Genomic DNA, 24,355 nt, shown 5'->3' on the forward strand with positions numbered 1-24,355 from the left:
CCCGTCCCGGCACCGTCCGGATCATCCGACGATCATGAAGTTGACGGCGCGACACGCCGTGCGCGCCACCGGCCAACTTCATGATCGCCGGGCTGTCGGCGGGTGGGGCGAGGGCCAGGAGAGGTAGGTACAGATGGCTGAGGCGTTGGAGTCGGCGCTGGCTGAGGTGCGGGCGCTGCTGCTCGCGCCGGGGCTGACCCGCGCGGTCGCCGCCGGGCGCCGCCGTGGGCAGCGTCCCTCGGTGGCCCGCGCGGAACTGCGCCCGGTCACGCTGAAGGCCGGCCCCCGGTTGCAGATCGCCGTCACCGACGGCTCACGACCGCACACCCGCAACGTGGCGCCTGGCACGGAGGCCGGCGGGGCGGTCGACGAGCTGCTCGCCGAGCCGTTCGGCAACTGGCACGTCGAGACCGCCGACACCACGCTCCAGCTCCGGGTCACCAAGTCCGGCGAGGCGCAGGTGCACCGCGCGGCGGCCAGCCGTCCGGCCGCCGAGCCGGGCGGGCACGACCGGGCCAAGGAATGGCTGCTCGACCCCGGTGATCCCCTGTTCCGCGAGATCGGCGGCTCGGCGGCCAAGCGCCGCCAGGTCGACGCCTTCCTGCGCGCGCTCGCGGCCACGCTGCCCGACGACCTCACCGGCCCACTGCGGGTGGTGGACCTGGGCTGCGGCAACGCGTACCTGACCTTCGCCGCCTACCGCTACCTCGACCAGCGCGGCCTGGACGTGACACTGGTCGGGGTGGACGTACGCGAGGACCAGCGCCGCCGCAACACCGAGCTGGCCGAGCGCCTGGGCTGGTCCGACCGGGTCGGTTTCGTGGCCGGCACCATCGCCGAGGCGGCAGTCGAACCGGTGCCCGATCTGGTGCTGGCGCTGCACGCCTGCGACACCGCCACCGACGAGGCGCTGGCCCGGGCGGTGCGCTGGGAGGCTCGCTGGGTGCTCGCCGCGCCCTGCTGCCACCACGACCTGGCCGCGCAGTTGCGGGCCGGGCAGGCGCCCGCGCCGTACGAGCTGCTGACCCGGCAGGGCATCCTGCGGGAACGGTTCGCCGACGTGCTCACCGACGCGGTGCGGGCCGCGCTGCTGCGCCTGCACGGCTACCGCGCCGAGGTGGTGGAGTTCGTCGACTCCCAGCACACGCCGCGCAACCTGCTGATCCGGGCGCGGCGGACGGCCGGCGCCCCGACCGACGGGCAGCGGGCCGAGTATCGCGAACTGGTCGACCAGTGGGGCGTCACGCCCCGGCTGGAGACGCTGCTGGCCGAGGCGCGCTGACCGGCGGCCTACCGTCCCAGGTCACCCCGGTTGCGGTCACCCCGGTCCAGCACCGACACCCGCTCGCCGGAACCGCGGTTCGGGGCGTGCTCGACGTCGTGTGCGGCGCTCGGGAACGGCACCACCTTCCCGCGCTGCTCGCCGTTCCCGGCGGCGGCGAAGGCGTTCCACGAGATGTCGACGAGCAGCCGCTTCAGCTCGGCGTGCCGGACGGCGGCGTTGCGCTGCAACGCCATCCGCGCGCCGAGCACCACCGAGACCAGCGTGGTGCAGATCGCGCCGGTCGCGGCGATCAGGTGTACGCCTGTCGCCTCGCCGCCGCGTACCGCCAGCACCAGTAGCCAGAGCCAGAAGCCGAGCGCGAACACCGCGGCCTTGGCAACGAAGAAGAGACTCACCGCGCCAGGGCGATGCGGTACGGAACGGTCCGGCTCGGCCATACTTCTCCTCCATCGCTTCTCAGGGTCCCTCAGCCTGTTGCCCGAAGTGTATTACCCGAACGGCAGTTCGGCATTTGATCGTCCTGCCAGCGTGCCCTCCGGGCCGATCAGGCGGTTACTTCTCACGCCGGGCGGGCTACGCTCGATGGGCGAGCCGGGCCACCGGAGGAAGGGGACAGATCCACCAGGAATGGGTTCTGCAGACGTTTCGCCGCAGATGGCCTTCGCGCGCTTCGTACGCCGGGCCATCGATGCCGCGCGCGAGGAACGCGGCTGGACGGTGACCGACCTCGCCACCCACACCGGCGTGGGCCGTTCCACTGTGTTCCGCTGGCTGGCCGGAGACTGGCAGGACTATCCCGAACTCGCCAAGGTGCGCGGCTTCTGCGCCGCCCTCGACCTGCCGGTGGCGGCGGCGTTCCGCGCGCTGGGCCTGCCCGACGCCGGGCCGGTGCCCCGCCGCCGGGGCGCCGAGGACGGCCCGGTGGAGGCCGATGTGCGGGTCATCCTGGACCGGCTCGCCGACCCGAACGTGCCCGCCGAGGAGAAGCACCACATCCGCGATCTGCTCCGCTATCTGGCCCGCCGCCCGGTCCGCCGGGCCGGCTGACCGCTCAGGCGCGACGGCCTGCGGCTCAGGTCACGGTCAGCGTGAACTCGGCGGTCCGCACCACGCCGCCGACCTGGAAGTCCAGGAACATCCGGTAGCTTCCCGGCCCCGGCGCGGTCAGCCAGAACGTCACGTCATCGCCGTCGCGCACCGGCTCCGGGTGGACGTGCAGGTAGCCGAGATCGCCCTTACGCAACGCAACCAGGTGCCCGTACGCCCCGAGGTACGGCTCCAGCGACGCCGCCGCGCCGTCGGTGCCGGTGACCCGGAACCGCAGTGGCACCGCCTTCCCCACCTCCGGCGTGCCGGTGTAGGCGACGGTGAACCCGTCGACGGTGGCCGACGTGGCGGCGGCGGACAGCGGCCGGGGCTGGTACGCGCCGGACGCGGTCAGGTCGGCGCCGAGCACCACGGCGACCTGGCGGCCGTCGTCGGCGACGGTGGTGAAGTCGGCGTACATCCGCCAGGGGCCCGCCTCCGGCGGCGTGACCGGCACCGACCAGGTGCCGTCGGCGGCCATCGTCGGGTGCAGGTGCCGGTAGCCGCTGAGGTCACGCCGGACCATGATCACGTGCATCGGCTTGTCGTGCACGACGGCGTACCGGGTGACCGCCCGGCGCTGGTCGTCGCGGATCTGGAAGCGCAGCTCACCGGCGCGGCCCGCGACCAGCTCGGTCGACGGCACGAGCGTGTAGCCGGCCGAGGTGATCGACAGCCCGGTCGCGCCGTCGCCGCCGCCCTGGGTGACAGTGGCGCCGTCGTGCGTGTGCGCGCCGGTCCCGGGTGAGTGGGCGTGCGCGCCGCCGTCGGCGCCGGTGGCGACCCCGCCTGTCGTCGCGCCCGCCGGCCGGGCCGGGTCGGCCGGCGCGTTCATCCGCCCGAGGCCGAAACCGAGCAGTACGGCGAGCACCAGGCCGCCCACCACCAGGGCCAGCCGCAGCGTCTCCCGGTCCACCGCCACGGGACCGGCCGCAGCCGCCCCGGCCCGGCCGTCCGTGCCGTCCCCGGACCGAGCCGCGTCCCCGGACCGAGCCGCGTCCCCGGACCGAGCCGCGTCACCGGGCCCTGCCGCGGGAGCGTCGGAACCGGCCCGGGAGTCGTCGGGGACGACGCCGGTGCCGGACGTGACCGACGACGACTCAGGCACCGCCGCCGACCAGCTCGTAACCCGCCTCGTCCACCGCGGCGCGAACGGACTCGACGGACAACGGCGCCTCGCTGGTGACAGTGGCGGTGCCGCTCGTCAGATCGATCCGGACCTCGTCGACGCCGGGCAGCGCGGACAGCTCCTCGGTCACCGCCTTGACGCAGTGTTCGCAGGTCATCCCGGTCACGGTGTACGTCTCGACGACGGGTCGCTGCTCGGTCATGGCCCCACGGTACCGCCGCCCGGACGCAGGCCGGACGACGGTCCGCCGACGGTGGTGACGCTCGCATTCCGCCCGGCCCGGGAACTTTCCACGCGACCGGCGAACCGCGGGGACCGCGCACGGCCGCGACGGGTCAGCCGGCCACCGCGAGCGCCAGCGGCAGCACGTCCGGGGCGCCGGCCCGGCGCAGCAGCCGCGCCACCATCGCCATCGTCCAGCCCGAGTCGACCAGGTCGTCCACCAGCAGCACCGGACCGTCCAGCCCCGGCAGCGCGCCGGCCAGCTCGTCCGGCAGGTGGAAGGCGCCGTGCAGCGCGCGTACCCGCTGGGCGCTGTTGCCGCGCGGCCCGCCGCCGCCCGCCGGACCGGCCGGGACGACCTGGCCGAGCAGCGGCAGCCGGCCCACGGCGGCGATCCGCTCGGCCAGCGAGCCCACCAGCAGCGGTCGCGTCCGGGAGCCGACCGCGACCACGCCCGCCGGCCGCCGGGGCCACGGGTCGTCGCCGTGCGCCCACGCCTTCAGCACCTCGACCACCGCGGCCACCACGTCGTCGGGCACCGGGCCGTCCGGCGCCTCCGGCCCGACCAGCCCACGCAGCCGCCCGCCCCACCCCAGGTCGGACAGGCGTCCCACGGCCCGGCCGGCCAGCGCCTGCTCCGCCGGGGGAATGCGGCCCTTCAGGGGTACGCCGACCGCCTCCAACCCGGTCGGCCAGAGCTTCTTCGGCGGGATCGGCACGCCGGGACGCCCGAGGAAGGTCTGCGCGGCGGTCAGCGCCGGCTCGGAGACGGCGGCGTCGAACAGCGGGCCGGCGCAGTTGTCGCACCGCCCGCAGTCCTGCGCACCGGTGTCGTCCAGCCCTTCCCGCAGGTAACGCATCCGGCAGCCGGACGTCGAGGCGTACTCCCGCATGGCCCGCTGCTCGGCGGCGCGCGCGTCGGCGACGCGCCGCAACCGGGCCTCGTCGTAGACCCACGGCTCGCCGGTGGCGAGCCAGCCGCCGCGCACCCGGCGGACCGCGCCGTCCACGTCGAGCACCTTGAGCATCAGCTCCAGCCGGGTCCGGCGCAGGTCGACCACCGGTTCCAGGGCCTGCGTGGAGATCGGCCGCGCGGTGTCCAGCGCGGCGAGCACGGCGCGGACCTGCTCCTCGGGCGGGAAGGCGAGCGAGGCGAAGTACCGCCAGATCGCCGCGTCCTCCACGCCGGGCAGCAGCAGCACCTCGGCGTGCTCGACGGCCCGGCCCGCGCGGCCGACCTGCTGGTAGTAGGCGATCGGCGAGGGCGGCGCACCCAGGTGCACCACGAAGCCGAGGTCGGGCTTGTCGAAGCCCATGCCGAGCGCGCTCGTGGCGACCAGCGCCTTGATCTTGTTGTCCAGCAGGTCCTGCTCGGCGGCCCGCCGGTCGGCGTCCTCGGCCTGCCCCGTGTAGGAGGCGACCGGCCAGCCCCGGCCGCGCAGGAACTCGGCCGTCTCGGTGGCCGCCGCCACGGTGAGCGTGTAGACGATCCCCGAGCCGGGGAGCCGGTCCAGGTGGTCGGCCAGCCAGGCCAGGCGGTGGGCCGGACTCGGCAGATCGAGTACGCCGAGGCGCAGCGACTCCCGGTCGAGTGTGCCCCGCAGCACCAGCGCGTCACCCAACTGCTCGGCCACATCCTGCGTGACCCGGGCGTTGGCGGTGGCGGTGGTGGCGAGCACCGGCGTGCGCTCGGGCAAGTTGGCCAGGAACGTGCGCAGCCGCCGGTAGTCGGGACGGAAGTCGTGTCCCCAGTCGGAGACGCAGTGCGCCTCGTCCACCACGAGCAGCCCGGTGGTGGCCGCCAGCTTCGGCAGCACACCGTCGCGGAAGTCCGGGTTGTTCAGGCGCTCCGGGCTGATCAGCAGCACGTCGACCGCCCCGGCGTGGATCTCGGCGGTGATCTCGTCCCACTCGTCGAGGTTCGCCGAGTTGATGGTGCGCGCCCGGATGCCGGCCCGGGCGGCGGACTCGACCTGGTTGCGCATCAGCGCCAGCAGCGGCGAGACGATCACCGTCGGCCCGTGCTCGCCGTTCTCACGCAGCAGCGCGGTGGCCACGAAGTAGACGGCCGACTTGCCCCAGCCGGTGCGCTGCACGCAGAGCACCCGCCGCCGGTCGACAACGAGCGCCTCGATTGCTCGCCACTGGTCCTCGCGCAGCCGGGCGTGGTCACCCGCCAGCCGCCGCAGCACCGCCTCGGCGCGCTCCCGGACGGCCATCCGATCCTGACTCATCCGGCATTTCTACCAGGGACGGCCGACGCCACCGGCGGACCGGGCGGCGGCGTGGGCGGCGAAGCGGGCGCCGGTGCGGGCGGCAGGAAGATCAGCAGCTCGCGCAACGAGTCCGTCGCCGCCGCCGGCAGCAGGCACCGCGAGGCCAGCTCCTCCATCGACGTGTACGGGCCCCGCATCCGCCGGTCGACCACCACGTGCTGTGCCTGCGACCGGGTCAGTCCCGGCAGCCCGGCGATCACCGGATCCGGCACCGAGTTGATGTCCACCAGTCCGCCGTCGTCGTACGCGCGGGGCAGGTCGGGACGCCCGATGCGCAGGTCGTTGCGGGCCGACGGGTACTGGTAGAGCAGGTAACGGGCGTACTCCCGGCGCAGCCGGTTGCGGTCGGCGTACGGCCGCCCGCGCCAGAGGCCACGCACCCAGGCGAGCAGCCGACCGTTGAGCAGCACCACGTGCGGGACGCCCGCCACCCAGGCGCTCAGCCAGATCGCGATCATGGTGCCCTCGGGCGCGGTGACCTCCTCCGACTCGCTGCCACCGACGACCACCAGGAACGTCACGGCCACGGTCAGGTAGCAGACCGCGGCGACGACGCTGCCCCAGCCGCGTCGCCAGAAGCCGTACAGCAGCACCACCAGCCAGGTGAGCATGCCGAACGAGAACAGGGCGGTGAGCGCGCCACCCACCGTCGCGGCGACGCTCAGCCACCCGGGCACACCGGTGGGACGCCTGGACTGCGGGACGGCGCCGAACAGCGGTGCGACAGGGGGCGAGACCCAGGCCGGCAGGCCGGTCGGCGACTCGGCTGAGGGTGCCGGGGGGAGCGGACCGCCCGGCTGCGCCGAGACGGTGAACTGCACCGGAACGGTGAGCTGAGCCGGAACGGTGAGCTGGGCCGGTGCGCCCGCCGGGTGATCGGCGGCGGCCGGAGGCGGCTCCGGGCCGCCCGACCACCGCCCGCCCGGTCCGGCCCGCTCCGGACGCGCCAGAAGGTCCGGGTCGGCGCGCAGGATCCGCCGGTGCAGATCCTGAAGCGGTTCGCCCGGCTCGATGCCGTACTCGTCGCGGAGCAGCCCCGCGTAGTCGCGGTAGGCGGCCAGCGCCTCGGCCTGCCGCCCGCTGCGGTGCAGCGCCAGCATGAGCTGCTGACGCAGCCGCTCCCGGACCGGGAACTCGGCGACCAGCTCGACCAGGCGGCCGACCAGCTCGCCGTGCCGGCCGGCGGCCAGTTCCAGGTCGGTACGCGTCTCCAGCGCGACCGCCGACCCGGCCAACATGGCCGCGGTCATCCGGACCGCGGAGACGGTCGAGGACCAGGGCGACGGGAAGTACACCGGGCTCGCCGACCTGACCGCGAACGCCGACATCCGCGAGAGCTTCACCACAGTGGATGTGGACGCGCTCGGTGACGCGGCCAAGAAGGTGCCGTTCACGGCAGTGGTCGGGCCGGACGGGAACCTCACCTCGCTGACCCTGAACGTGCCGGCCGCGGGCAAGAAGAAGGCGATGAAGCTGGTCGCCAAGTACTACGACTTCGGCAAGGCGCCGAAGATCAGCGCGCCGACCGGCGCGCAGGTGCAGAAGGCGCCGGCGACGGCGTACGAGATGCTCAACGGCTGACGACGACGGACGAGGGCGGTGGCCACACGGGGGGCCGCCGCCCCTTCGGCGTGTCAGCGGCCGAGCACCGAGCCGCCGTTGACGCCGAGCACCTGCCCGGTGACGTACCCGGCGGACGGGCCGACCAGGTAACGGACGGCCGCCGCGATGTCGTCCGGCACACCGGCCCGGCCGACGAGCGTGGCGGCGACCCGTTTGGCGTGCCCCTCCGGCGTCATCCGGTCGCCGAAGAACTCGGTCTCGGCCACGTAGCCGGGGCTGACCACGTTCACAGTGATCTGTTCCGGGCCGAGCTGGGCGGCGAGGTCGTACGCCCAGCCGTGCAGCGCGGCCTTCGCGGCCGAGTACGGCCCGGCGCCACCGCGCTGCGCGGCGATCGAGCTGAGCAGGACCACCCGGCCGCCGGGACGGCGCAGGGCGGGCAGCAGCGCCTCGGTGAGCAGCACGGCGGTCAGCACGTTGGCGTCCAGGTTGGCCCGCCACCAGTCCGCCACCCCGCCGAGCGAGTCGGTCGCCCCGCCGAGGTAGCCCCCGGCGTTGTTGACCACGGCGTCCACCGCGCGCTCCCCCACGGCCTCCACCACCGCACCGACCTGCCCCGGTTCGGTCAGATCGGCAGCGACAGCGGTGACCGCCCCGTCCCGCCCGCTCTCGTCACAGATCCGCCGCGCAGCCGATTCGAGCACGCCGGCCCGCCGCCCCACGACAAGAACGTCGAACCCGTCCCCGACGAGCCCATGCGCCACAGCAGCCCCGATCCCGGTCCCACCCCCACTGACAACCGCAAGCCGCCGATCCCCCATGAGGTCTCCCCTTCCCGCGTCCCGTCCCGGCCCTACCCCGGGCGATCATGAAGTTAGCGCCATCGGGCACGGCGTGTCGCGGCGTTAACTTCATGATCGCCGGGGCAGGGGTGGGGCAGAGGCGGGAGGGGTCAGCGGGGGCGGCGGAGGGCGGTCAGGAGGGGGGTCAGGCGGGAGCGCAGGCTGGCCAGGCCGCCGGGGAAGAAGTAGACGGCCAGGATGAAGACGGTGCCCAGGACGAACAGCGGCTGGCTCAGCGGCTGGCTGAGGAACGCGGGCAGGCTGTTCACCGCGTCGCTGCTGCCGAACGCGGTGAGCCGGTGATCCAGGTACATGTAGAGGACACCGCCCAGCACCGGCCCCCACCGCGTGCCGGGTCCGCCGAGCACCACCATGACCAGCAGCGACAGCGTCAGCTCCGACGAGGTGATGTGCGGGCTGGCGCCGCCGACGATCAGCACGTACACCACCCCACCGGCGGACGCGAGACCACCGGCGAGCGTGAACGCGACCAGCTTGAACCGGTACGGATCGAGCCCGAGCACCCCGATGCGCCGCTCGTCGTCGCGCAGCCCGGCCAGCACCCGCCCGGTCGGCGAGGCGCTGACCCGGTGCACCACGAGGACCACGATCACCAGGTACGCCAGCGCCAGCCAGTACAGGTTCACCGTGTTCGTCACGCCCACCAGCGCAGACGGCAGCCCGGACACGTCCAGCGGCAGCCCTTCCTCGCCGCCGGTGAGGCCGCCGAAGTCGCGGGCCACCAGGATCGCCCCGACCTGCGCGAACGCCAGCGTCACCATGGCGAACGCGATGCCCACGGTACGCAGGGCCACCGCGCCGAGCAGCGCGGCGAGCGTGGTGCCGCCGGTCACCGTCAGCACGCCGGCCTGCCACAGCGGCAGCCCGGCCTTGGTGACCAGGATGTCCGTGCCGTACACCCCGGCGGCGAAGTAGAGCGCGTGGCCGAAGGAGAGCATCCCGGTACGCCCGAACAGCAGGTCGTAGCCGGCCGCGAGCCCACCGAAGACCAGGCAGATGGCGAGCAGTTGCAGCGTGCCCGGCGAGTTCAGCGGCCCCTCGAAGATCCCGGGCAGGTGCAGTGTGGAGTACGGCAGGATCGCCGCCACCACCAGCGCCACCAGCGGCAGGTACGGGCGCAGTCCGTGCCAGCGGGCGTGGCCGGGGGTCAGCTCGTCCGGCACCGCCGCCGGGGGTGCCGGCGCATCGGCGCTCTTGACCTCGGTCATGCGTGAGCCACCTTTCCGGCCAGGCCCTGCGGACGCAGCAGCAGCACCACGGCGAGCAGACCGACCACGCACAGGTCGCCCAGGCCGGACGTGCCGTAGTAGTTGACGAACTGTTGCAGCAGCCCCACCGCGACCGCCGCGTACGCGGACCCGACCACCGAGCCCATCCCGCCGATCACCACCACGATGAAGGCGAAGATCAGCAGCGAGCCGCCCTGCCCCGGCGAGACCGTGCCGAAGTAGACGCCGCCGAGCGCACCGGCCAGCGCGGCGGCGGCCCCGCCGATCGCGAAGACCAGCGTGAACGCCTTGCGCACGTCGATGCCGAGCGCGGTGACCATCTCCCGGTTCTCCACGCCGGCCCGGATGATCAGGCCGTACCGGGTCCAGCGCAGGAACGCCAGCAGCGCGCCGAGCACCACCGCGGCGGCGACGATCAGCAGCAGTCCGGCGTTCGGCACCTGGGCGCCGAGCACCGATGTGACGCCCCGGCTCCAGTCCGGGCGCGGGAACGGCCGCGGATCGGCGCCCCAGGTGGCCTGGAGCAGCGCCACACCGGCCAGCGACAGGCCGACGGTGACCAGCACCTGTTCGATGGTGCGGGAGTAGAGCGGCCGGATCAGCACCAGCTCCACCAGCACCGCGACGAGCGAACCGGCCAGCACGCCGAAGACGACTGCCAGCACGAACCCGAGCCCGTCCGGCCCGGCGCCGGGCAGGTTGCCCGCCGCCCACCACGTCGCGTACGCGCCCACGCCGAGGAACAGCCCGTGCGCGAAGTTGAGCACGTCGGCGAGGCCGAACACCAGGGACAGGCCGGAGGCGACCAGGAAGTACAGCGCCGCCAGTCCCAGCCCGGTCAGCGTCAGCAGGACGACTGTGTTCACGCTGTGCCACCTTTCGTTCGCGACTGCGGGGCTCGCAAACCCGGCTCACTCCTCGCGCTCACCGATGCACCTCCGCCGAACCGACACCGAGCAGCGACTTCGTCAGCGCCGTCTCCAGCAGCAACTCCTGGGCGTCGCCGGTCCAGGCGACCTTCCCGGCGGAGAGCACCACCGCGTCGGTCGCCAGCCGCCGAACCACCGCCAGGTTCTGCTCGACGAGCAGCAGCCGGTTGTCGTTCAGCAGCACCCGGCCGATCGCGAGCATCTGCTGCTGCCCGCCCGACAGCGAGCCGGCCCGTTGCCGTCCGCGCCGCTCCAGCTCCGGGAAGAGCGCGAAGACCTTGTCGTACGCGGGCGCGACGCCCCGCCGTTCGGCGAGCCGCAGGTTCTCCGCGACGGTGAGCGCGGCGAAGACGCAGCGGTCCTCCGGCACGTAGCCGAGGCCGTCGCGGACCAGCCGGTGGGTGGGGCGGGCGAGCAGGCTCCGCGCGCCCATCCGCACGGTCCCGCGCACCTCGCCGCCGCGCGGCGTCAGCCCGACGATCGCGCGCAGCGTGGTGGTCTTGCCGACGCCGTTGCGGCCGAGCAGCACCGTGACGCCGGTGGGCGCGACCTCGAACGACACCCCTTGGAGGATGTGCAGTCCGGCGATCCGCACGGACAGGCCCTCGACGGACAGGACAGGTTCCACCATCAGAGGGCCTCCCCCAGGTACGCCTCCTGCACGGTGGCGTTCGCCATCACCGTCTCCGGGGTGTCGCACGCCAGCAGCGCGCCGTGGTGCATCACGGCGATCCGGTCGGCCAGCTCCAGGATCACGTCCATGTGGTGTTCCACCATGAGCACCGCCCGGCCGCTGTCGCCGGTCAACGACTTGATCACGCTGACCAGCTCGGGCACGTCCTCGGCGCTCACCCCGGCCATCGGCTCGTCCAGGAGCATCACCCGGGGTTCACCGGCGAGCAGCAGCGCGATCTCCAGCTTGCGCTTCTCGCCGTGGGCCAGGGTGCCGGCGAGCGCCGTACCCCTGTGGTGCAGGCCGACCCGGTCGAGCGCCGCGTCGGCGGCGGCGGCCACCTCCCGGTCGGCCGCCGCCCGCCGCCACAGCTTCATCGAGCCACCCCGGTGTGCCTGTACGGCGAGCCGGACGTTCTCCCGCACGGTCAGCGAGCCGAAGACCGAGGACGCCTGGAAGGTACGCCCCAGGCCGAGCCGGGCCCGCCGGTGCGGCGCAAGCGCGGTGATGTCCGCGCCGTCCAGCAGGACCGTGCCCTCGGTGGGCCGGCGCAGGCCGGTGATCAGGTTGAACAGGGAGGTCTTGCCGGCGCCGTTGGGCCCGATCACGCCGAGGAACTCCCCCGGCGCCAGATCGAGGTAGACGGAGTCGACGATGGCGACCTCACCGATCCGCCAGGTCAGACCGCGGGTGGCGAGCACCTCCTCAGCCCTTCATCTGCGCGACCGGCGGCGCGCTCTCGTCACCGGTGAGCGACTTCTGCGCGGTCGCCGTGAAGGTGGTGCCGCTGCCGGAGAGCTTCGCCTGGTACATCGGCTGGAGCAGGGCGTGGTCCTCGGCGCGGATCTTCATGGTGCCCTTGACGCCCTCGAACTCCCAGCCTTCGAGCGCCTTCACCATCTTCTCCACGTCGTCGCCGCCCTCCTGCACCGCGCGGACGACCATCTGCGCGGCGGCGAACCCGTCCGGGTGGAACAGGTCGAGCGTGCCACCCGGCACCTTCGCCTTCGCGGCCTTGGCGGCCTCGGTGTCGCTGGCCCCGTCGAAGTAGTGCGACAGGAACGAGATCTTGCTGCCGGCCGCGCCGAACGTCGGCCAGGAGGCGCGGATGTCCAGGCCGGTGACGACAGTGGTGGACGCGAGGACGCCCTGCTGGTCGAGCGTCTGCCACATGGCGCCGGCGGTGGTGCCGGCCCAGGCGACGAAGAGCAGGTCCGGCTTGGCGGCCTTGATCTGGCTGGCGAACGGCGTGAACTCGGTGGCGCTGGCCGGGGCCCGGACGCTGCTCACGTTCGCGCCGGCGCCGCCGATGACGGCCTTGACGGCGGCCTCGTTCGCGTCGCCGAACGCGCCGTCCTGCGCGAACACGACAACCTTCCTGCCGCCCGCGTCGCCGATGAACGACCGGGCGGTCACCACGTCCTGCCAGGACTGGCGGCCGGAACGGAACGTGTACTTGTTCGCGCCCGTCACCGCGTCGGTGGCGGCCGGGCCGGAGATGAACAGCACCTTGTTCTGCGCGGCGATCGGCGCCACCTGGAGCGCCACCCCGGACGAGGTGGACCCGGCGATGATCTTCGTACCCTTGCCGATCAGGTCCTTCGCGGCGGACACGGCCTTGGCCGGGTCGCCCGCGTCGTCGGCCTCGGTCACCTCGATCGTGCGGTCACCGACCTTGCCGGTGCCCTTGGTGGCGAAGTCGAGGCCGGCCTTGAAACCCTCGATGTACTGCTTGCCGTAGCTGGCGAGCGGCCCGGACTGGGAGTAGACCAGACCGACCTTGACCGGGGCGGCGTCGCCGCCGCCGGATGCGGTGTCCTGCGGGCTGCCACAGGCGGTGGCGGCCAGAGCGACCGCCACCGAGGTGGCTGCGGTAAGGAACACCCGTCGCGTGTGCCGGATCGTCATAGCGACTCCAGGTGAGGACAGGGGGAATGTCAGTTGTCGGCTCACGCTAGAAGTGACGTCACCCACGGGCTATGTGGTCGGCGCACACAAGTACCCGTGACGGGATGGCCGCTCGTTACAACGCCGGACATCGCCACGTAACCGCGCCGACCCCGGATGGCCGCACTCACCACGCACACACCGCCGGCAGTGTCGGCCCACGCCATCGCGCCCCGGTCACCGCCCGCCGCACGCCCCGTCATGGTCGGCCGCCCGCGCGAACCCCCGCGCGCCGTCGAGGTCGGCCGCGAGAACCGGCAGGTGTACGACGAATCGCTCCCGGCTCACCGCTGTGCGCCGGGAGTGAACCGGGACTGCCAGTTCTTGAGGGCCTGTTTGATCCGCGTGTTCTCCTCGGCGTACCGGGACGCGTCACGCCGGGCCAGCGCCAGGTCGCCCGCCACCCGATAGAGGAAGGCGTGCACCTCGGCCGGGTCGAGCCCGTGCCGCACGGTGCGGAATCTCCGCTCGCGGATCTGCCCGACGCTCAGCGGCCGGCACGACTCCGAGCGGTACCAGCCGTGGTTGGGCAGCCCGCCCTTGCCGCGTCGCCGGGTTGGCTGGAACAGGTTGAGCACGTTACGCACGCCGATCCTCCTCACCGAGCCGTGGAGGCGGCCCGCCCGCAGACAGGGGACGCGGGCGGGCCGCCGACCCCGAGACCGCAGCCCGTCCGGCGGTACGGCCCCGGAGCCCAATCCGGGTCCGGCTCCCGAGGTTTGCCGAACCAACCGGAGCCGGACGCGACTCAACCTACACCAGTATCTGGTTATGCGCGAGACTCCACTGTCGATGCGCTGGGCAACTTGTTGCAGTTACTTGTGCAGGTAGGGCAGGATCGGATTCGCCGAACCAACCGGAGTCCCCACCATGCCCACAGCAGAAGCACCGTTCCGCCGCATCGCCAACGACATCGCCGCGAAGATCAAAAGCGGCGAGCTGAAGCCGGGCGACAGGCTGCCCTCAACCCGTGAGTTGGCCGAGACCTACGGCGTCCACATGAACACGGCCTACCGCGCGATGTCGTTGCTGCACGATCGCGAGCTGATCACCGGCCAGCCCGGCCGCGGCACGTATGTAGCCGAGCCGCCTACCCGCTAGGCCTCGCACCGGATCTTGAATCTCGCACCACCGGGGCAGCCGACCACCGTTTAGTCAGATCATGGACTCCGTCCCGCCGCCTTGCGCATCCGGCCAAGGACATCACGGCTGCTCACTGGGCATGCTTGGCGGTTCGAGCACCCTCGAGCGACCAAAGCACGGCCCACGAGAGCAGTTACGTAGCGCTATCTTCGCATCACTGAAAGCGAGTGCTGCGGGGAGGGCTCTTGTCCGCAAACGACGAATTCTTCCGCTCCAAGAAGGCAGCCGCCGTCCTCAAGCACGGCATCCTCAAGCGCTATCCAGTGGTGTTCGCGTCCAAGACGGGCCAGGGCAACCCGATCGTCTTCCTGGACGGCTACGCCGGCAGGGGCGAGTACGACGGCGGGGAGCCGGGTTCACCCCTGCTCCTGTCCCGGTGTGCCGAGTTCGTTCAGGGCTTCCGCGACGTACTGGGATTCTTTGTAGAGCAAGACCCGGACAGCTACGCGAACCTGGAGCAGGTCCTCCGCGAGAAGGGTGGCCCGGTCCAACGTGAACTGCGTCAGGGCAGCCTCGACCAGCACCTCCCCGAGTTGTTGGCTCGGGCCAAGGGCGCCTCACTCTTCGCCTTTCTCGATCCCTTCGGCCCAGCCCTCGACTTCGACCTGATTCGCACCCGGCTGCTCGGTCGGCCCAGTTGGCCCCCCACCGAGGTATTGCTCCATTTCAGCGTCTCCACGGTGGCGCGCATGGGGCGTGCCGTCCACGTCGCAGGTCAAAGGCCGGGCGGCCTGTCGGGGAGCGAGCCGAAGACCGCCGCGCGACTGGATCGGTTCCTCGGCGGGGCTTGGTGGCGCAGCTACTTCGCCCAGGTGTCCGACTCGCAAGATGACGAGCGCGCCACGGACGTCGCATTGCGGGTCGCGGACAGGTACGCCCGAAACCTCGCCGAGGGATCGGACTATCAGGCGGTGCGGATGCCCGTGCGGCCACGGCCCGGCCTCGCGCCGAAGTACGTCCTCACCCTGTTCACAAGGCACGGCGAAGGAGCCTGGCATTTTGCCGACACCCTGGGTAAGGCCGGCGTCGAGTGGGAGGAGGCCTGGGTGAAGGAACAGCTACGCCGAAACGATCACCTGGCTGACACCTTGTTCGGCGACGGCCCCGTCTTCGATGCCGAGCAGTACAAGGCCGAGAACGCCCAGCGCTGGTCCGGGACGATCGAGCGGAACCTCATGAAACTGCTGGAACGGCATAGGTCTTGCAAGATCGTTGATCACGTGCCTGAGGTCTACGGTGAGGTGCTCGGACAGGCCTGGGCCCCTCACGTGCGGCAAGCCGTCAAGGCGCTGTACCGGCGAGAACAGATCAGCTGCCCTGGCACGGGCGACTTTTGGAAAGAAGTCGTCTGGCGCCCGTGACGTGGTGGCCCGGCCTCTGCGCCCCTAGGCTGACGCGAGCGTGCGGGGCAATGGCATCTCATCCCAGGTGCGGCCGTCCAGCAACCGACCCCCAACCTTCGGCGTGCGCCCGCCCCATTGCTTGAAGAAGAAGGCAGTGCCGGCGGACCTGCATTGGTCCCGTAGGTCACGGACCCACGCCGGATCCATCGGGCGGCAGCCCTGCCCGGACTCTCCTCCTGCGATCAACCAGTCGATGCCGTCGAGATCTAGGTTTGACAACGGACCGAGCAACGGCTCCGCCGAGATAAAGCGCACCGCAGCCGGCACCTCCCGCAGCTGATCGACTCGCTCTCGGTACGTGCCGTTCTCGACGCTCACACCCATCCAGACATTCGCCGGCCAGTCGAGGTGGTGGCTGACCTTCGCCAGTCGCGCAGCGCGCTTGGTGAGCACCTGGAAGGTGTGCCGTGGCGTCTCGCGCATCACGGCGAACACCTGTTGCACATAGTCGAGGGGGACCCGGGCATGAAAAAGGTCTGACATGGAATTGACGAAAACGGTGCGCGGGTCACGCCAGCGGCGAGGAATGTCCAGGGCATCGGCGTGCAGGGCGACACCGAACCCGGGACCAGAGGTGCGCGGATCGCCGTCGGTCTGGTATTTCGTGGAGCCCATGGCCTTGAGGCGCTTCGCGAGCGTCAACGCGTAACAGTTGTCGCAGCCGTCGGAGATGCGGTCACAACCGGTGGTGGGATTCCAGGTTGCTTCCGTCCATTCGATGGCGCTCTTGTCGGCCATGCGCCCTCCTTCCGGTCGCGAAGTGCCCATCCTGTCGAACATCCGTACGCATGGGAAGGGCGCGGCAGCTTTCCGACCGATCTCTCGCCTTCATTGTGCTGAACGAATTCCCGGTGGCCGGGTCGCGGGGGCGCTGGGCGTGATTGCCGAGAGGAGAAGCAGTGAGGGTGCCCGGACACTTCCGGACACCCTCACCCCTTCGAGTCACCGGATCAGCGAATCTCCCGCACGGACGCGGTGGTCAGCGGCCGGCTCGGGCGGCCACCGCCGTGTCGGGGTGGTCGCTGAACACGCCGTCCAGACCCAGGTCGAGGAACAGCTCGTACTCGGACGTGATGTCACCACGCGCGTTCGGGTCGGTGCCGATGCGGAAGTCCACCGGCAGGAACTGGTTCTCGGCCCGGAACGTCCACGCGTGCACCGCGAGCTTCTGCCGGTGCGCGTCGCGGATCACCGGGGTCGGCGCGAGCAGCCGGCCGGCGGAGTCGCGGGGCACGATCAGGTTCTTGTTCAGGCCGACGCCGTCGGCGTACCGGGAGATCCAGGCCAGTCCGGCGGGCGTGGCCAGGTCCGCGTAGGTCCGCTTGTCGCCCCCCGCGACGAAGTCGTAGGGGGCGCCGGTCGCGTCCATGAGCTGCACCAGCCGCACGTCGATCATCTTGTCGAGCTTGCGCAGGTTGGCGGTCTCGAAGCTCTGCACGAACACCGGGTCGGCGCGGTGGGTGAGCCGGTTGCGGCGCAGCACCGCGACCAGCGGCTCCTCCAGCGGGCGGCCGATCGCCGCGAAGTAGCTCGGGTGCTTGGTCTCCGGGTAGACCCCGATGGTCCGGCCCCGCGCCTTCGACTCGGCCCGCGCCAGGTCGATGACCTCCTGGAACGTCGGGATCTCGAACCTGCCGTCGAACGCGGTGTTGGCGACCCGCACCTGCGGCAGGCGTTCCTTGGCCCGCAGCGTCTTCAGCTCGGCCAGCGTGAAGTCCTCGGTGAACCAGCCGGTGACCGTCACCCCGTCGATGGTCTTCGTCGCCTTGCGGGCGGCGAACTCGGTGCGGGCGGCCACGTCGGTCGTACCGGAGATCTCGTTCTCGTGCCGCGCGACGAGGACGCCGTCCTTCGTCGAGACCAGGTCCGGCTCGATGAAGTCGGCGCCCTGGCGGATGGCGAGCCGGTAGGCCTCGATGGTGTGCTCCGGGCGGTAGCCGCTCGCCCCGCGGTGGCCGATCACGATCGGCCGCTGGGGCGCGTGGGCACGCTCGGCATGGTGGTCCGGGCCGGCCTGGGCGGCCACTGCCGGCACCACCACTGCCGCCGCCGCGAGCAGCGCGCCGGCCACGCCGAGGGTGGAAAGGGTACGTCGCAACGCCGTCTCCTGTCGTCGATGGGTACGCACAGCAGACCGGGTGTGGTTGACCGCCAGTTGGTCGGTTCCTGACCTGCCGGTGAATCTCCGGACGGAAGATGACGGGGTGCGCCGCCTGCTCCGGAAGCCCGTACGGCTGGTGCCGTTGGGGTTCCTGGCGGTGATCCTGGCCGGCACGGGCCTGCTCATGCTGCCCTGGGCAGCCAGCGAGCAGCGCTACACGCCGTTCGTCACCGCGCTGTTCACGTCCGCGTCGGCGGTGTCGGTGACCGGGATGGCGGTGACCGACACGCCGAACTACTGGAACAGCTTCGGGCTCGTCATGATCACCGTGCTGACCCAGCTCGGCGGTCTGGGCATCCTGACCGGGGCGTCGCTGGTGATCCTGGCGGTCTCCCGCCAGCTCGGCCTGCGCAACCGGCTGCTGGTGCAGGCGGAGACCGCCGAGTTCGGTCTCGGCGACGTACGCCGGCTGCTGGTGCGCATCGCGGCGACCGTGTTCGCCACCGAGGCCCTGATGACGGCGGTGATCGCCGCGCGCTTGTTCCTGGCGTACGACTACCGGCCGGGCCGGGCGCTCTGGTCGGCGGTGTTCCACTCGGTCCAGGCGTTCAACAACGGCGGGTTCGCGCTCTACTCCGACGGGCTGATCGCGTTCTCCCGCGACGGTTGGGTGGCGTTGCCGCTCAGCCTCGGCGCGATCATCGGCGGGCTCGGCTTCCCGGCGCTGTTCGAGGCGGTACGCGAGTGGCGGCGGCCGGCGCGCTGGGCGGTCGCCACGAAGCTGACCGTCTGGGGCAGCCTGGTGCTGATCGTCTTCGGCGTCGCCTACCTGCTGCTGGCCGAATGGGCCAACCCGTTCACGATCGGCGCCTACGACGTGCCGGGCAAGCTGCTGGCGTCGTTCACCCAGATCGCGCTGAGCCGTACCGGCGGCTTCGACGTGATCCACGTCGGGCGGCTCACCGACGAGAGCTACCCCATGCTGATCGGACTGATGTTCATCGGCGGCGGCAGCGCCAGCACCGCCGGTGGCATCAAGGTCTCCACGTTCTTCCTGCTCGCTTTCGCCATCTGGGCCGAGCTGCGGGGCGAGCGGGACACCACGGTCGGGCGCCGCCGGGTGGCTGCGGCCAGCCAGCGGCAGGCGCTGACGGTGGCGCTGCTGAGCGTGGCGCTGGTGGCCGGCGGTACGGTCGGCCTGATCGCGATGACCTCGCACGTATCGTTCTCGGCCGCGCTGTTCGAGGTCACCTCCGCGTTCAGCACCACCGGCCTGACCGTCGGGGTGGCCGGGCAGCTCTCCCCACCGGGCCAGTACGTGCTGACCGCGCTCATGTACATCGGCCGGGTCGGGCCGCTCACCCTCGGCTCCGCCATCGCGTTGAACACCCGTCGGCGGCTGTACCGCTATCCGGAGGAGCAACCCATTGTCGGCTAGGCATCCGGACGAGACGGGCATCGCGGTGATCGGCCTGGGCCGGTTCGGCTCGCGCCTGGCGAACTCCCTGTCGCGCCTCGGTCACGAGGTGCTGGCGGTCGACCGTGACCCGGCCCGGGTCCAGCACTGGTCGTCCGACCTCGACCGGGTGGTGCAGGCGGACAGCACCGAGGAGGCGGTGCTGCGCCAGCTCGGAATGGCGGACTTCCGCCGGGTCGTGGTCGCGATCGGCGCGTCGCTGGAGGCGAGCGTGCTCACCGTGCTGGCCCTGGCGGAGTTGGGCATCGAGCAGATCTGGGCGCGGGCCGTCTCGGAGAAGCACGCCAAGATCCTGCACTCGGTCGGCGCGCACCATGTGGTCTTCCCCGAGGCGGAGACCGGGGAGCGGGTGGCACACCTGATCGTCAGCCGGATGCTCGACTTCATCGAGTTCGACGACGACTTCGCCATCGCCAAGATCAAGGTGCCCGCGCCGCTGGTCGGGCGCTCACTGCGCGACATCGCCCCGCAGGACCGGTACGGCGTGATGGTGGTGGGCGCGAAGCAGTCCGGGGAGCCGTTCCGGTACGCCGGGCCGGACACGGTGCTGGAGTCGGACAGCGTGCTCATCGTGGAGGGCGGCATCATCCAGGTGCAGCGCTTCTCCGCGCTGACCTGACCGCCGCGCTGGCCTGACCGTCAGCCCTTCTTCGGACCCTTGCCCTTGCCGGGCCCACCCCCCTTCGGCCGGTCTACCTTGCTTTTCCCTTGGGGCCCTCCTTGCCCTTGGGCGGCTTCGGCGCGGCCTTGGGCGGCTTCGGCTTGGCCTTCGCCGGCCCACTCTTGGTGGTGGTCTTGGTGGCCGGCTTGACCGGCGTCTTCACCGCCGGCGCGGTGGTCGGCGCCGAGCCGGCGATGCCGGAGACCTGCACCCCGCAGGAGCTGTCCCCGACGCGGAACTCCACGGGCAGCGTGTTGCTCCCGGTGTAGCGGCCGGCCAGCGTCAGCTTCGTCGACGCGCCGGGGGCCAGCGCCGGGTCCGCCGCCGGTGCGGCGATCGAGACGATACGCCCCACCTGACGTGCCGTGGGCTGAGCCGTGGTGACCGTCTGCTTCCCGGGGAACGTGAAGTTCATGGTCCAGCCGCGCAGTTCCCGGTCGCTGGTGTTGGTGAGCGTCAGCTCGGCGGCGAAGTCCTTGCCGGTGTCGCGGCGCAGCGAGTAGTCGACTGCGCAGGGGATCGACTCGGGCATGCTCATCCGCGCCTCGGTCGGCTCCACCCCGCCGCTCGCGGGGCTGCGCGACGTCAGCCCCCACAGGGTGGCGGTCACCGCGATCAAGCCGACGGCGGCCACGCCCGCCTCCACCTTGCGCCGCCGCACCACCGCCCGCCTCGTGCGGGTACGCACCACCGAGAACGGCAGCGCGTCGGTCTCCGCCGACCACGGCAGGATGGTGGTGCCGGCGTTCTCGGCGAGCGCCGGGTCCATCCGGCCGAACGCCGGTGACACCGGCACGATCGCCGCGATGCCGGCCGCCTCGGCGAGCGTACGGGCCACCTCGGCGGTGGCCGGGCGGTCCTCGGGCCGCTTGGCCAGGCACCGCTGCACCAGTGCGGCGACCGGCTCGGGCAGCCCCGGCACGGCGGGCATCGGGTCCGGGTCGCGGTACATGTGCGCGCGCAGCATCTCGGTGGTGGTGCTGGCCTGCCACGGCAGGCGGCCGGTCAGCATGCGGTAGAGCAGCAGCCCGACCGCGTACACGTCGGTGGCCGGGGAGACGTGGCCGTTGTCCAGCCGCTCCGGAGCGAGGTAGGCGGGCGTGCCGAGCAGCGCGCCGTCCGGCCCCTTGTCGCTCTCCCCCACCAGCGCCGAGATGCCGAAGTCGACGACCTTCACCCCGGTCGGGGTCAGCATCACGTTGCCCGGGGTCACGTCCCGGTGCACCACGCCCCGCGCGTGCGCGGCGGCCAGCGCCGAGGCGACCTCCGCGCCGATGGTCATGGCCTCCCGCCAGGGGAGCTGCCCGTCGCGGCCGAGCCGGCCGCTGAGCGGGCCGCCGTCGACCAGCTCCATGACGACGTACGGCACGGTCAGGCCGACCTGCACGGACTCGCCGTAGTCGTACACGTTCGTGATGTTGGGGTGGCACAGCCGCGCGGCCGCCTGCGCCTCCACCCGGATCCGGTGCCGGAACGCCTTGTCGCTGGCCAGCCGCGAGGCCAGCACCTTGACCGCCACCTGCCGGCCCAGCACCTCGTCGTAGCCGCGCCAGACGACCGACATGCCGCCCGCACCCAACTGCTCGACCAAGCGATATCGCTCGCCGAGCAGTTGTACGCCGTTCCTGACCGGTCCACCCATGGTCGGTCCTGTTGCCCGATGTGGGCTCCGGTACACCTCAACGGTCGGAATCGGTCAGGAAAGTCACCCGTTCAGGCGGTCGCCAGCAGTTGGTCCACCGGCGCGTAGTCGTCGGTGAGCACCATCGCGTCCCCGACCCATTCGGTCACCTTCGCCTCGTCCAGCAACTCGGCCGGCTCGGGCAGCAGCTTCAGCCCGGGCGGGATCGCGGCCAGCGGCAGTGGCGCGTCCGAGGCGACGATCACGAAGTTGGCGCCCTGTCTCCCGTCGATCGCGCCGGGCGGGGCGATCAGCGCGACGTGCGCGAACTCGGCCTTCACGGTGGCCAGCTCGGCGCGGATGAACCGGCCCGGCGGGTAGTCGATGACGTTCTGCACGTAGATGCCGTCCGGGCGCAGCACCCGCCGGATGTCGGCGGCCATCTCCCGGGTCGCCAGGTGCCACGGCACCACGAGGTGGCCGAACGCGTCACCGACGATGAAGTCCCGGCTGTCGGTCGGCTCGCCGCGCAGCAGCACCCGCGCGTCGCCCACCTCGGCGCGCATCAGCGGGCCGGTACGCAGGCCCAGTTCCCGGCGGTCCAGCTCGACCAGGCCGCCGTCCAGCTCGAACACCAGGTTGTCGGTGCCGGGCCGGGTCGCGGCCAGGTAGTGCGGCACGGTGAAGCCGCCACCGCCCAGGTGCAGCGCGTCCATCGGCTGCTTCGCCGGCCGCGCCGCGTCCGCGACCAGGCCGATCCACTGCGTGTACGCGTACTTCAGGTGGGTGGGCTCGTTCAGGTCGACGTACGAGTGCTCCGCCGAGTTGAGGTAGAGCGTGCGCCCCTGCGGCCACGACGGGTCCACCTCGGCCCGGGCGCAGTGGTACGCGGTCTCCACGTCGCACGGGTTCGGCGCCGCGGCCGTGAGCCCGGCGGCGGCGAGGCCGAGCAACGCCAGCGCGGCCTTGACCCGGCCCGGCGCGGACAGCTTCGCGGCACCCGCCTGCCGGCGCAGCCAGAAGCCGAGCGCCAGCCCGGTCACCCCGAGCACGGCGGCAAGCCCCAGCACGATGACGGTGCTGGACAGCGCGGCCACCAGCACGAAACCGGTGCCGAGCGTGGCGGTGATGCCGCCGAGCGTGCCGATGCCGGACAACTTGCCCACCACCTGCCCGGTCCGGCGCAGGTCGGCGAGCTGGAGTTTCACCACGAGCGGCGTGATCCCGGCCAGCAACGCGGCCGGCAGCAGGACGGTCACCGCGGTCAGCAGGAGCACCGCGCTCGCCGCGCCGCCGCGCAGCACCTCGCCGGCGTACCTGACGATCGGCAGCGTCACGGCGGTGGCGATGCCGGCCAGCACCAGCGCCGGGGCGAGCAGCGTGCGCGGGTCACGCCGGTCGGCGAGCCACCCGCCGAACCACGCCCCGTACGCGATGGCGGCGAGCGCCATGCCGATCACCGAGCTGGTCACCTGGAGGGTCACCCCGACGTACGGGCCGACCAGGCGCAACGAGACGGTCTCCAGCACCAGCACCGCGCCGCTGGAGAGGAAGACGAGGAACGCGGCGAGCCCGTTGGGCAGGGCCCGGGACGGAACCGGGGCGCCGGCCGCCGGTTGCGCGACGACGTCGGACGATGTGCTGCTCACCGTGGCGATGCTACGCAGCGGTCGCGGCAGGCTGGTCAGTACATCGAGATGTGAACGTGGTTCGTGTGGTCCGCGGCCGGGCTGCCGCCGCCGCTGTACGCCCGCCAGCCGGTGTTCGGCATCCAGATCTGCCGATACCAGATCACGTACATGATGCCGAGCCGGTTGGCGTTGTTCTTCGCCCAGGCGGCGAGACTGTCGCCGTACGCCTTGTCGCCGCCGGTGGCGGTCTTGTCCTCGAACCCGCCGCTGGCGGCGGAGAAGTCGCAGGCCCGGCCCTTGGGGTGCTCGCCGCCGCCACCGCTGCGGTGACACGAGGCGTAGCGCTTGTAACCGGCCGCCTTGGCCTGCTGGAGCATGTGCAGCGTGCGCGGGGTGATGCAGCCGGACGCCGGCGTCGGGTCGTCCACCGAGCAGGACTCCGACGGCCACGAGCCGTCCGAGCTGCGCGGCGCGGGCTTCGCCGAGGAGGTGGTGCCGTTGAACCCGGAGCCGCTGCCGGAACTGACCTTCGCCAGCGCCACCTCGGCGTCCTTCTTCTTGCGGGCCTGCACCGCCACCTGCTTGGCCTGCTCCCGCACCTCGGCGTCGATGGCGAGCTTCGCCTCGGCCGCCTGCGCCTTCGCGTCGGCCAGCTCGCGCAGCCGCTTGCTGTCCCGCTGGGCCATCACGTCCAGCTCGGCCGCGCGCTTGAGGAAGTCGTTCGGGTCGGAGCTGGCGAGCAGCATCGACGTCGCGGTCAGCCGGCCCATCCGGTACGACTGCGCGGCCACCTCACCGGCCTGCGCGCTGAGCCCGACGAGACGCGACTCGACGTCGGCGAGCTGCGCGGCGAGCGCCTTCTGCCGGCGCTTGGAGTTCTCCAGCTTGTTCTGGGCCTCGATGTGACCCTTCGCCGCCGCCTCCAACGCCGCCCGCAGCTGCTTGCTGCCGCCCTCGTTCGGGGCGTTCGGGCTGGGTACGGCGGCGGCCGGTCCGGCGGCCACGCCGGAGCCGAGAAGCACGGCCACCGCGGCGAGCACGGCGAGCAGCGACCGCCGGACACGTCGGCCGGTAGGGCTGGTCCTGGGCACGTGATGGTCCTTCCGTCGACCGCCG

General features: G+C 72.2%; 24 protein-coding genes. 7 read left to right on the forward strand and 17 right to left on the reverse strand.

The features are described from left to right. Window positions 1-133 precede the first annotated feature (133 nt). The gene (locus ACFYO8_RS04740; RefSeq protein ID WP_354874258.1) at window positions 134-1,282 is read left to right on the forward strand and encodes an SAM-dependent methyltransferase; all 1,149 of its coding nucleotides are present in this window, start codon (window positions 134-136) and stop codon (window positions 1,280-1,282) included. Between the two features lie 8 nt (window positions 1,283-1,290). Here ACFYO8_RS04740 and ACFYO8_RS04745 read toward each other — a convergent pair whose 3' ends face one another. Then, the gene (locus ACFYO8_RS04745) at window positions 1,291-1,680 is read right to left on the reverse strand and encodes a hypothetical protein (protein ID WP_354874256.1); all 390 of its coding nucleotides are present in this window, start codon (window positions 1,678-1,680) and stop codon (window positions 1,291-1,293) included. A 232-nt stretch (window positions 1,681-1,912) separates the two neighbouring features. On the opposite strand from ACFYO8_RS04745, the gene ACFYO8_RS04750 reads away from it, so the two are divergent. Then, a complete protein-coding gene (locus ACFYO8_RS04750; RefSeq protein ID WP_026268433.1) occupies window positions 1,913-2,332 on the forward strand; it encodes a helix-turn-helix transcriptional regulator in 420 nt (139 codons plus the stop codon). 25 nt (window positions 2,333-2,357) lie between these two features. On the opposite strand, the gene ACFYO8_RS04755 is transcribed toward ACFYO8_RS04750, so the two are convergent. From ACFYO8_RS04755 to ACFYO8_RS04770, 4 genes are all read right to left on the reverse strand, one after another. Continuing rightward, window positions 2,358-3,479, reverse strand: a complete 1,122-nt coding sequence (locus ACFYO8_RS04755) for a hypothetical protein (RefSeq protein WP_387256811.1) — start codon at window positions 3,477-3,479, stop codon at window positions 2,358-2,360. Further along, the gene (locus ACFYO8_RS04760) at window positions 3,472-3,702 is read right to left on the reverse strand and encodes a heavy metal-associated domain-containing protein (protein ID WP_354874252.1); all 231 of its coding nucleotides are present in this window, start codon (window positions 3,700-3,702) and stop codon (window positions 3,472-3,474) included. Before ACFYO8_RS04760 ends, ACFYO8_RS04755 begins: the two co-directional genes overlap by 8 nt. Window positions 3,703-3,835: 133 nt before the next feature. After that, a complete protein-coding gene (locus tag ACFYO8_RS04765; protein ID WP_354874250.1) occupies window positions 3,836-5,956 on the reverse strand; it encodes a DEAD/DEAH box helicase in 2,121 nt (706 codons plus the stop codon). After that, complete coding sequence (locus ACFYO8_RS04770) at window positions 5,953-7,248, reverse strand: BTAD domain-containing putative transcriptional regulator (RefSeq protein WP_387256813.1); 1,296 nt, start codon at window positions 7,246-7,248, stop codon at window positions 5,953-5,955. Before ACFYO8_RS04770 ends, ACFYO8_RS04765 begins: the two co-directional genes overlap by 4 nt. Between ACFYO8_RS04770 and ACFYO8_RS04775 the strand changes: the two genes are divergently transcribed. Continuing rightward, window positions 7,235-7,579: a hypothetical protein gene (locus ACFYO8_RS04775; protein WP_387256815.1), complete on the forward strand. Its 345-nt coding sequence runs from the start codon at window positions 7,235-7,237 to the stop codon at window positions 7,577-7,579. The two genes, ACFYO8_RS04770 and ACFYO8_RS04775, sit on opposite strands and share 14 nt — an antisense overlap. 53 nt (window positions 7,580-7,632) lie before the next feature. On the opposite strand, the gene ACFYO8_RS04780 is transcribed toward ACFYO8_RS04775, so the two are convergent. The 7 genes from ACFYO8_RS04780 to ACFYO8_RS04810 form a co-directional block, all read right to left on the reverse strand. After that, complete coding sequence (locus ACFYO8_RS04780) at window positions 7,633-8,382, reverse strand: SDR family oxidoreductase (protein WP_354874244.1); 750 nt, start codon at window positions 8,380-8,382, stop codon at window positions 7,633-7,635. A gap of 131 nt (window positions 8,383-8,513) precedes the next feature. Beyond that, window positions 8,514-9,632: a branched-chain amino acid ABC transporter permease gene (locus tag ACFYO8_RS04785; protein ID WP_354874242.1), complete on the reverse strand. Its 1,119-nt coding sequence runs from the start codon at window positions 9,630-9,632 to the stop codon at window positions 8,514-8,516. After that, a complete protein-coding gene (locus ACFYO8_RS04790) occupies window positions 9,629-10,519 on the reverse strand; it encodes a branched-chain amino acid ABC transporter permease (RefSeq protein ID WP_302905485.1) in 891 nt (296 codons plus the stop codon). Before ACFYO8_RS04790 ends, ACFYO8_RS04785 begins: the two co-directional genes overlap by 4 nt. A gap of 58 nt (window positions 10,520-10,577) precedes the next feature. Continuing rightward, complete coding sequence (locus tag ACFYO8_RS04795) at window positions 10,578-11,213, reverse strand: ABC transporter ATP-binding protein (protein ID WP_387256817.1); 636 nt, start codon at window positions 11,211-11,213, stop codon at window positions 10,578-10,580. Beyond that, window positions 11,213-11,956, reverse strand: a complete 744-nt coding sequence (locus ACFYO8_RS04800) for an ABC transporter ATP-binding protein (RefSeq protein ID WP_184688734.1) — start codon at window positions 11,954-11,956, stop codon at window positions 11,213-11,215. The genes ACFYO8_RS04795 and ACFYO8_RS04800 overlap by 1 nt, the downstream gene beginning before the upstream one ends. A gap of 4 nt (window positions 11,957-11,960) precedes the next feature. Then, window positions 11,961-13,163 (reverse strand): substrate-binding domain-containing protein, encoded by a 1,203-nt coding sequence (locus tag ACFYO8_RS04805; protein WP_354874237.1) that lies wholly within the window; start codon window positions 13,161-13,163, stop codon window positions 11,961-11,963. 323 nt (window positions 13,164-13,486) lie between these two features. Beyond that, window positions 13,487-13,789, reverse strand: coding sequence for a DivIVA domain-containing protein (locus ACFYO8_RS04810; protein WP_354874235.1), 303 nt, complete (start codon window positions 13,787-13,789; stop codon window positions 13,487-13,489). A gap of 283 nt (window positions 13,790-14,072) precedes the next feature. Between ACFYO8_RS04810 and ACFYO8_RS04815 the strand changes: the two genes are divergently transcribed. Together ACFYO8_RS04815 and tcmP are read left to right on the forward strand one after the other, a co-directional pair. Beyond that, window positions 14,073-14,303 (forward strand): winged helix-turn-helix domain-containing protein, encoded by a 231-nt coding sequence (locus tag ACFYO8_RS04815; protein ID WP_357707243.1) that lies wholly within the window; start codon window positions 14,073-14,075, stop codon window positions 14,301-14,303. Window positions 14,304-14,530: 227 nt separating this feature from the next. Next, a complete protein-coding gene (gene tcmP / locus ACFYO8_RS04820; RefSeq protein WP_387256819.1) occupies window positions 14,531-15,706 on the forward strand; it encodes a three-Cys-motif partner protein TcmP in 1,176 nt (391 codons plus the stop codon). 24 nt (window positions 15,707-15,730) lie between these two features. Here the strand turns inward: tcmP and ACFYO8_RS04825 are convergent, their stop codons facing one another. Together ACFYO8_RS04825 and ACFYO8_RS04830 are read right to left on the reverse strand one after the other, a co-directional pair. Continuing rightward, complete coding sequence (locus ACFYO8_RS04825; protein ID WP_357707238.1) at window positions 15,731-16,486, reverse strand: phage Gp37/Gp68 family protein; 756 nt, start codon at window positions 16,484-16,486, stop codon at window positions 15,731-15,733. A gap of 241 nt (window positions 16,487-16,727) precedes the next feature. Beyond that, window positions 16,728-17,846 carry a glycerophosphodiester phosphodiesterase gene (locus ACFYO8_RS04830; RefSeq protein WP_357707237.1) on the reverse strand — a complete coding sequence of 373 codons (1,119 nt, stop codon included), beginning with the start codon at window positions 17,844-17,846 and terminating at the stop codon, window positions 16,728-16,730. 106 nt (window positions 17,847-17,952) lie between these two features. On the opposite strand from ACFYO8_RS04830, the gene ACFYO8_RS04835 reads away from it, so the two are divergent. Together ACFYO8_RS04835 and ACFYO8_RS04840 are read left to right on the forward strand one after the other, a co-directional pair. Next, window positions 17,953-19,287, forward strand: coding sequence for a potassium transporter TrkG (locus ACFYO8_RS04835; RefSeq protein WP_357707234.1), 1,335 nt, complete (start codon window positions 17,953-17,955; stop codon window positions 19,285-19,287). Further along, complete coding sequence (locus ACFYO8_RS04840; RefSeq protein ID WP_357707232.1) at window positions 19,277-19,945, forward strand: TrkA family potassium uptake protein; 669 nt, start codon at window positions 19,277-19,279, stop codon at window positions 19,943-19,945. The genes ACFYO8_RS04835 and ACFYO8_RS04840 overlap by 11 nt, the downstream gene beginning before the upstream one ends. 73 nt (window positions 19,946-20,018) lie before the next feature. Here ACFYO8_RS04840 and ACFYO8_RS04845 read toward each other — a convergent pair whose 3' ends face one another. The 3 genes from ACFYO8_RS04845 to ACFYO8_RS04855 all read right to left on the reverse strand — a co-directional run bounded on the left by ACFYO8_RS04845 (window position 20,019) and on the right by ACFYO8_RS04855 (window position 24,330). After that, window positions 20,019-21,629 carry a serine/threonine-protein kinase gene (locus tag ACFYO8_RS04845; RefSeq protein WP_357707230.1) on the reverse strand — a complete coding sequence of 537 codons (1,611 nt, stop codon included), beginning with the start codon at window positions 21,627-21,629 and terminating at the stop codon, window positions 20,019-20,021. A 71-nt stretch (window positions 21,630-21,700) separates the two neighbouring features. Beyond that, window positions 21,701-23,257, reverse strand: coding sequence for a fused MFS/spermidine synthase (locus tag ACFYO8_RS04850; protein ID WP_387256821.1), 1,557 nt, complete (start codon window positions 23,255-23,257; stop codon window positions 21,701-21,703). Window positions 23,258-23,292: 35 nt separating this feature from the next. Then, window positions 23,293-24,330 (reverse strand): hypothetical protein, encoded by a 1,038-nt coding sequence (locus ACFYO8_RS04855; protein ID WP_354874849.1) that lies wholly within the window; start codon window positions 24,328-24,330, stop codon window positions 23,293-23,295. Between the last annotated feature and the right edge of the window lie 25 nt (window positions 24,331-24,355).

It is taken from the genome of Micromonospora sp. NPDC005257 (assembly GCF_042872445.1).
GTDB lineage: Bacteria > Actinomycetota > Actinomycetes > Mycobacteriales > Micromonosporaceae > Micromonospora.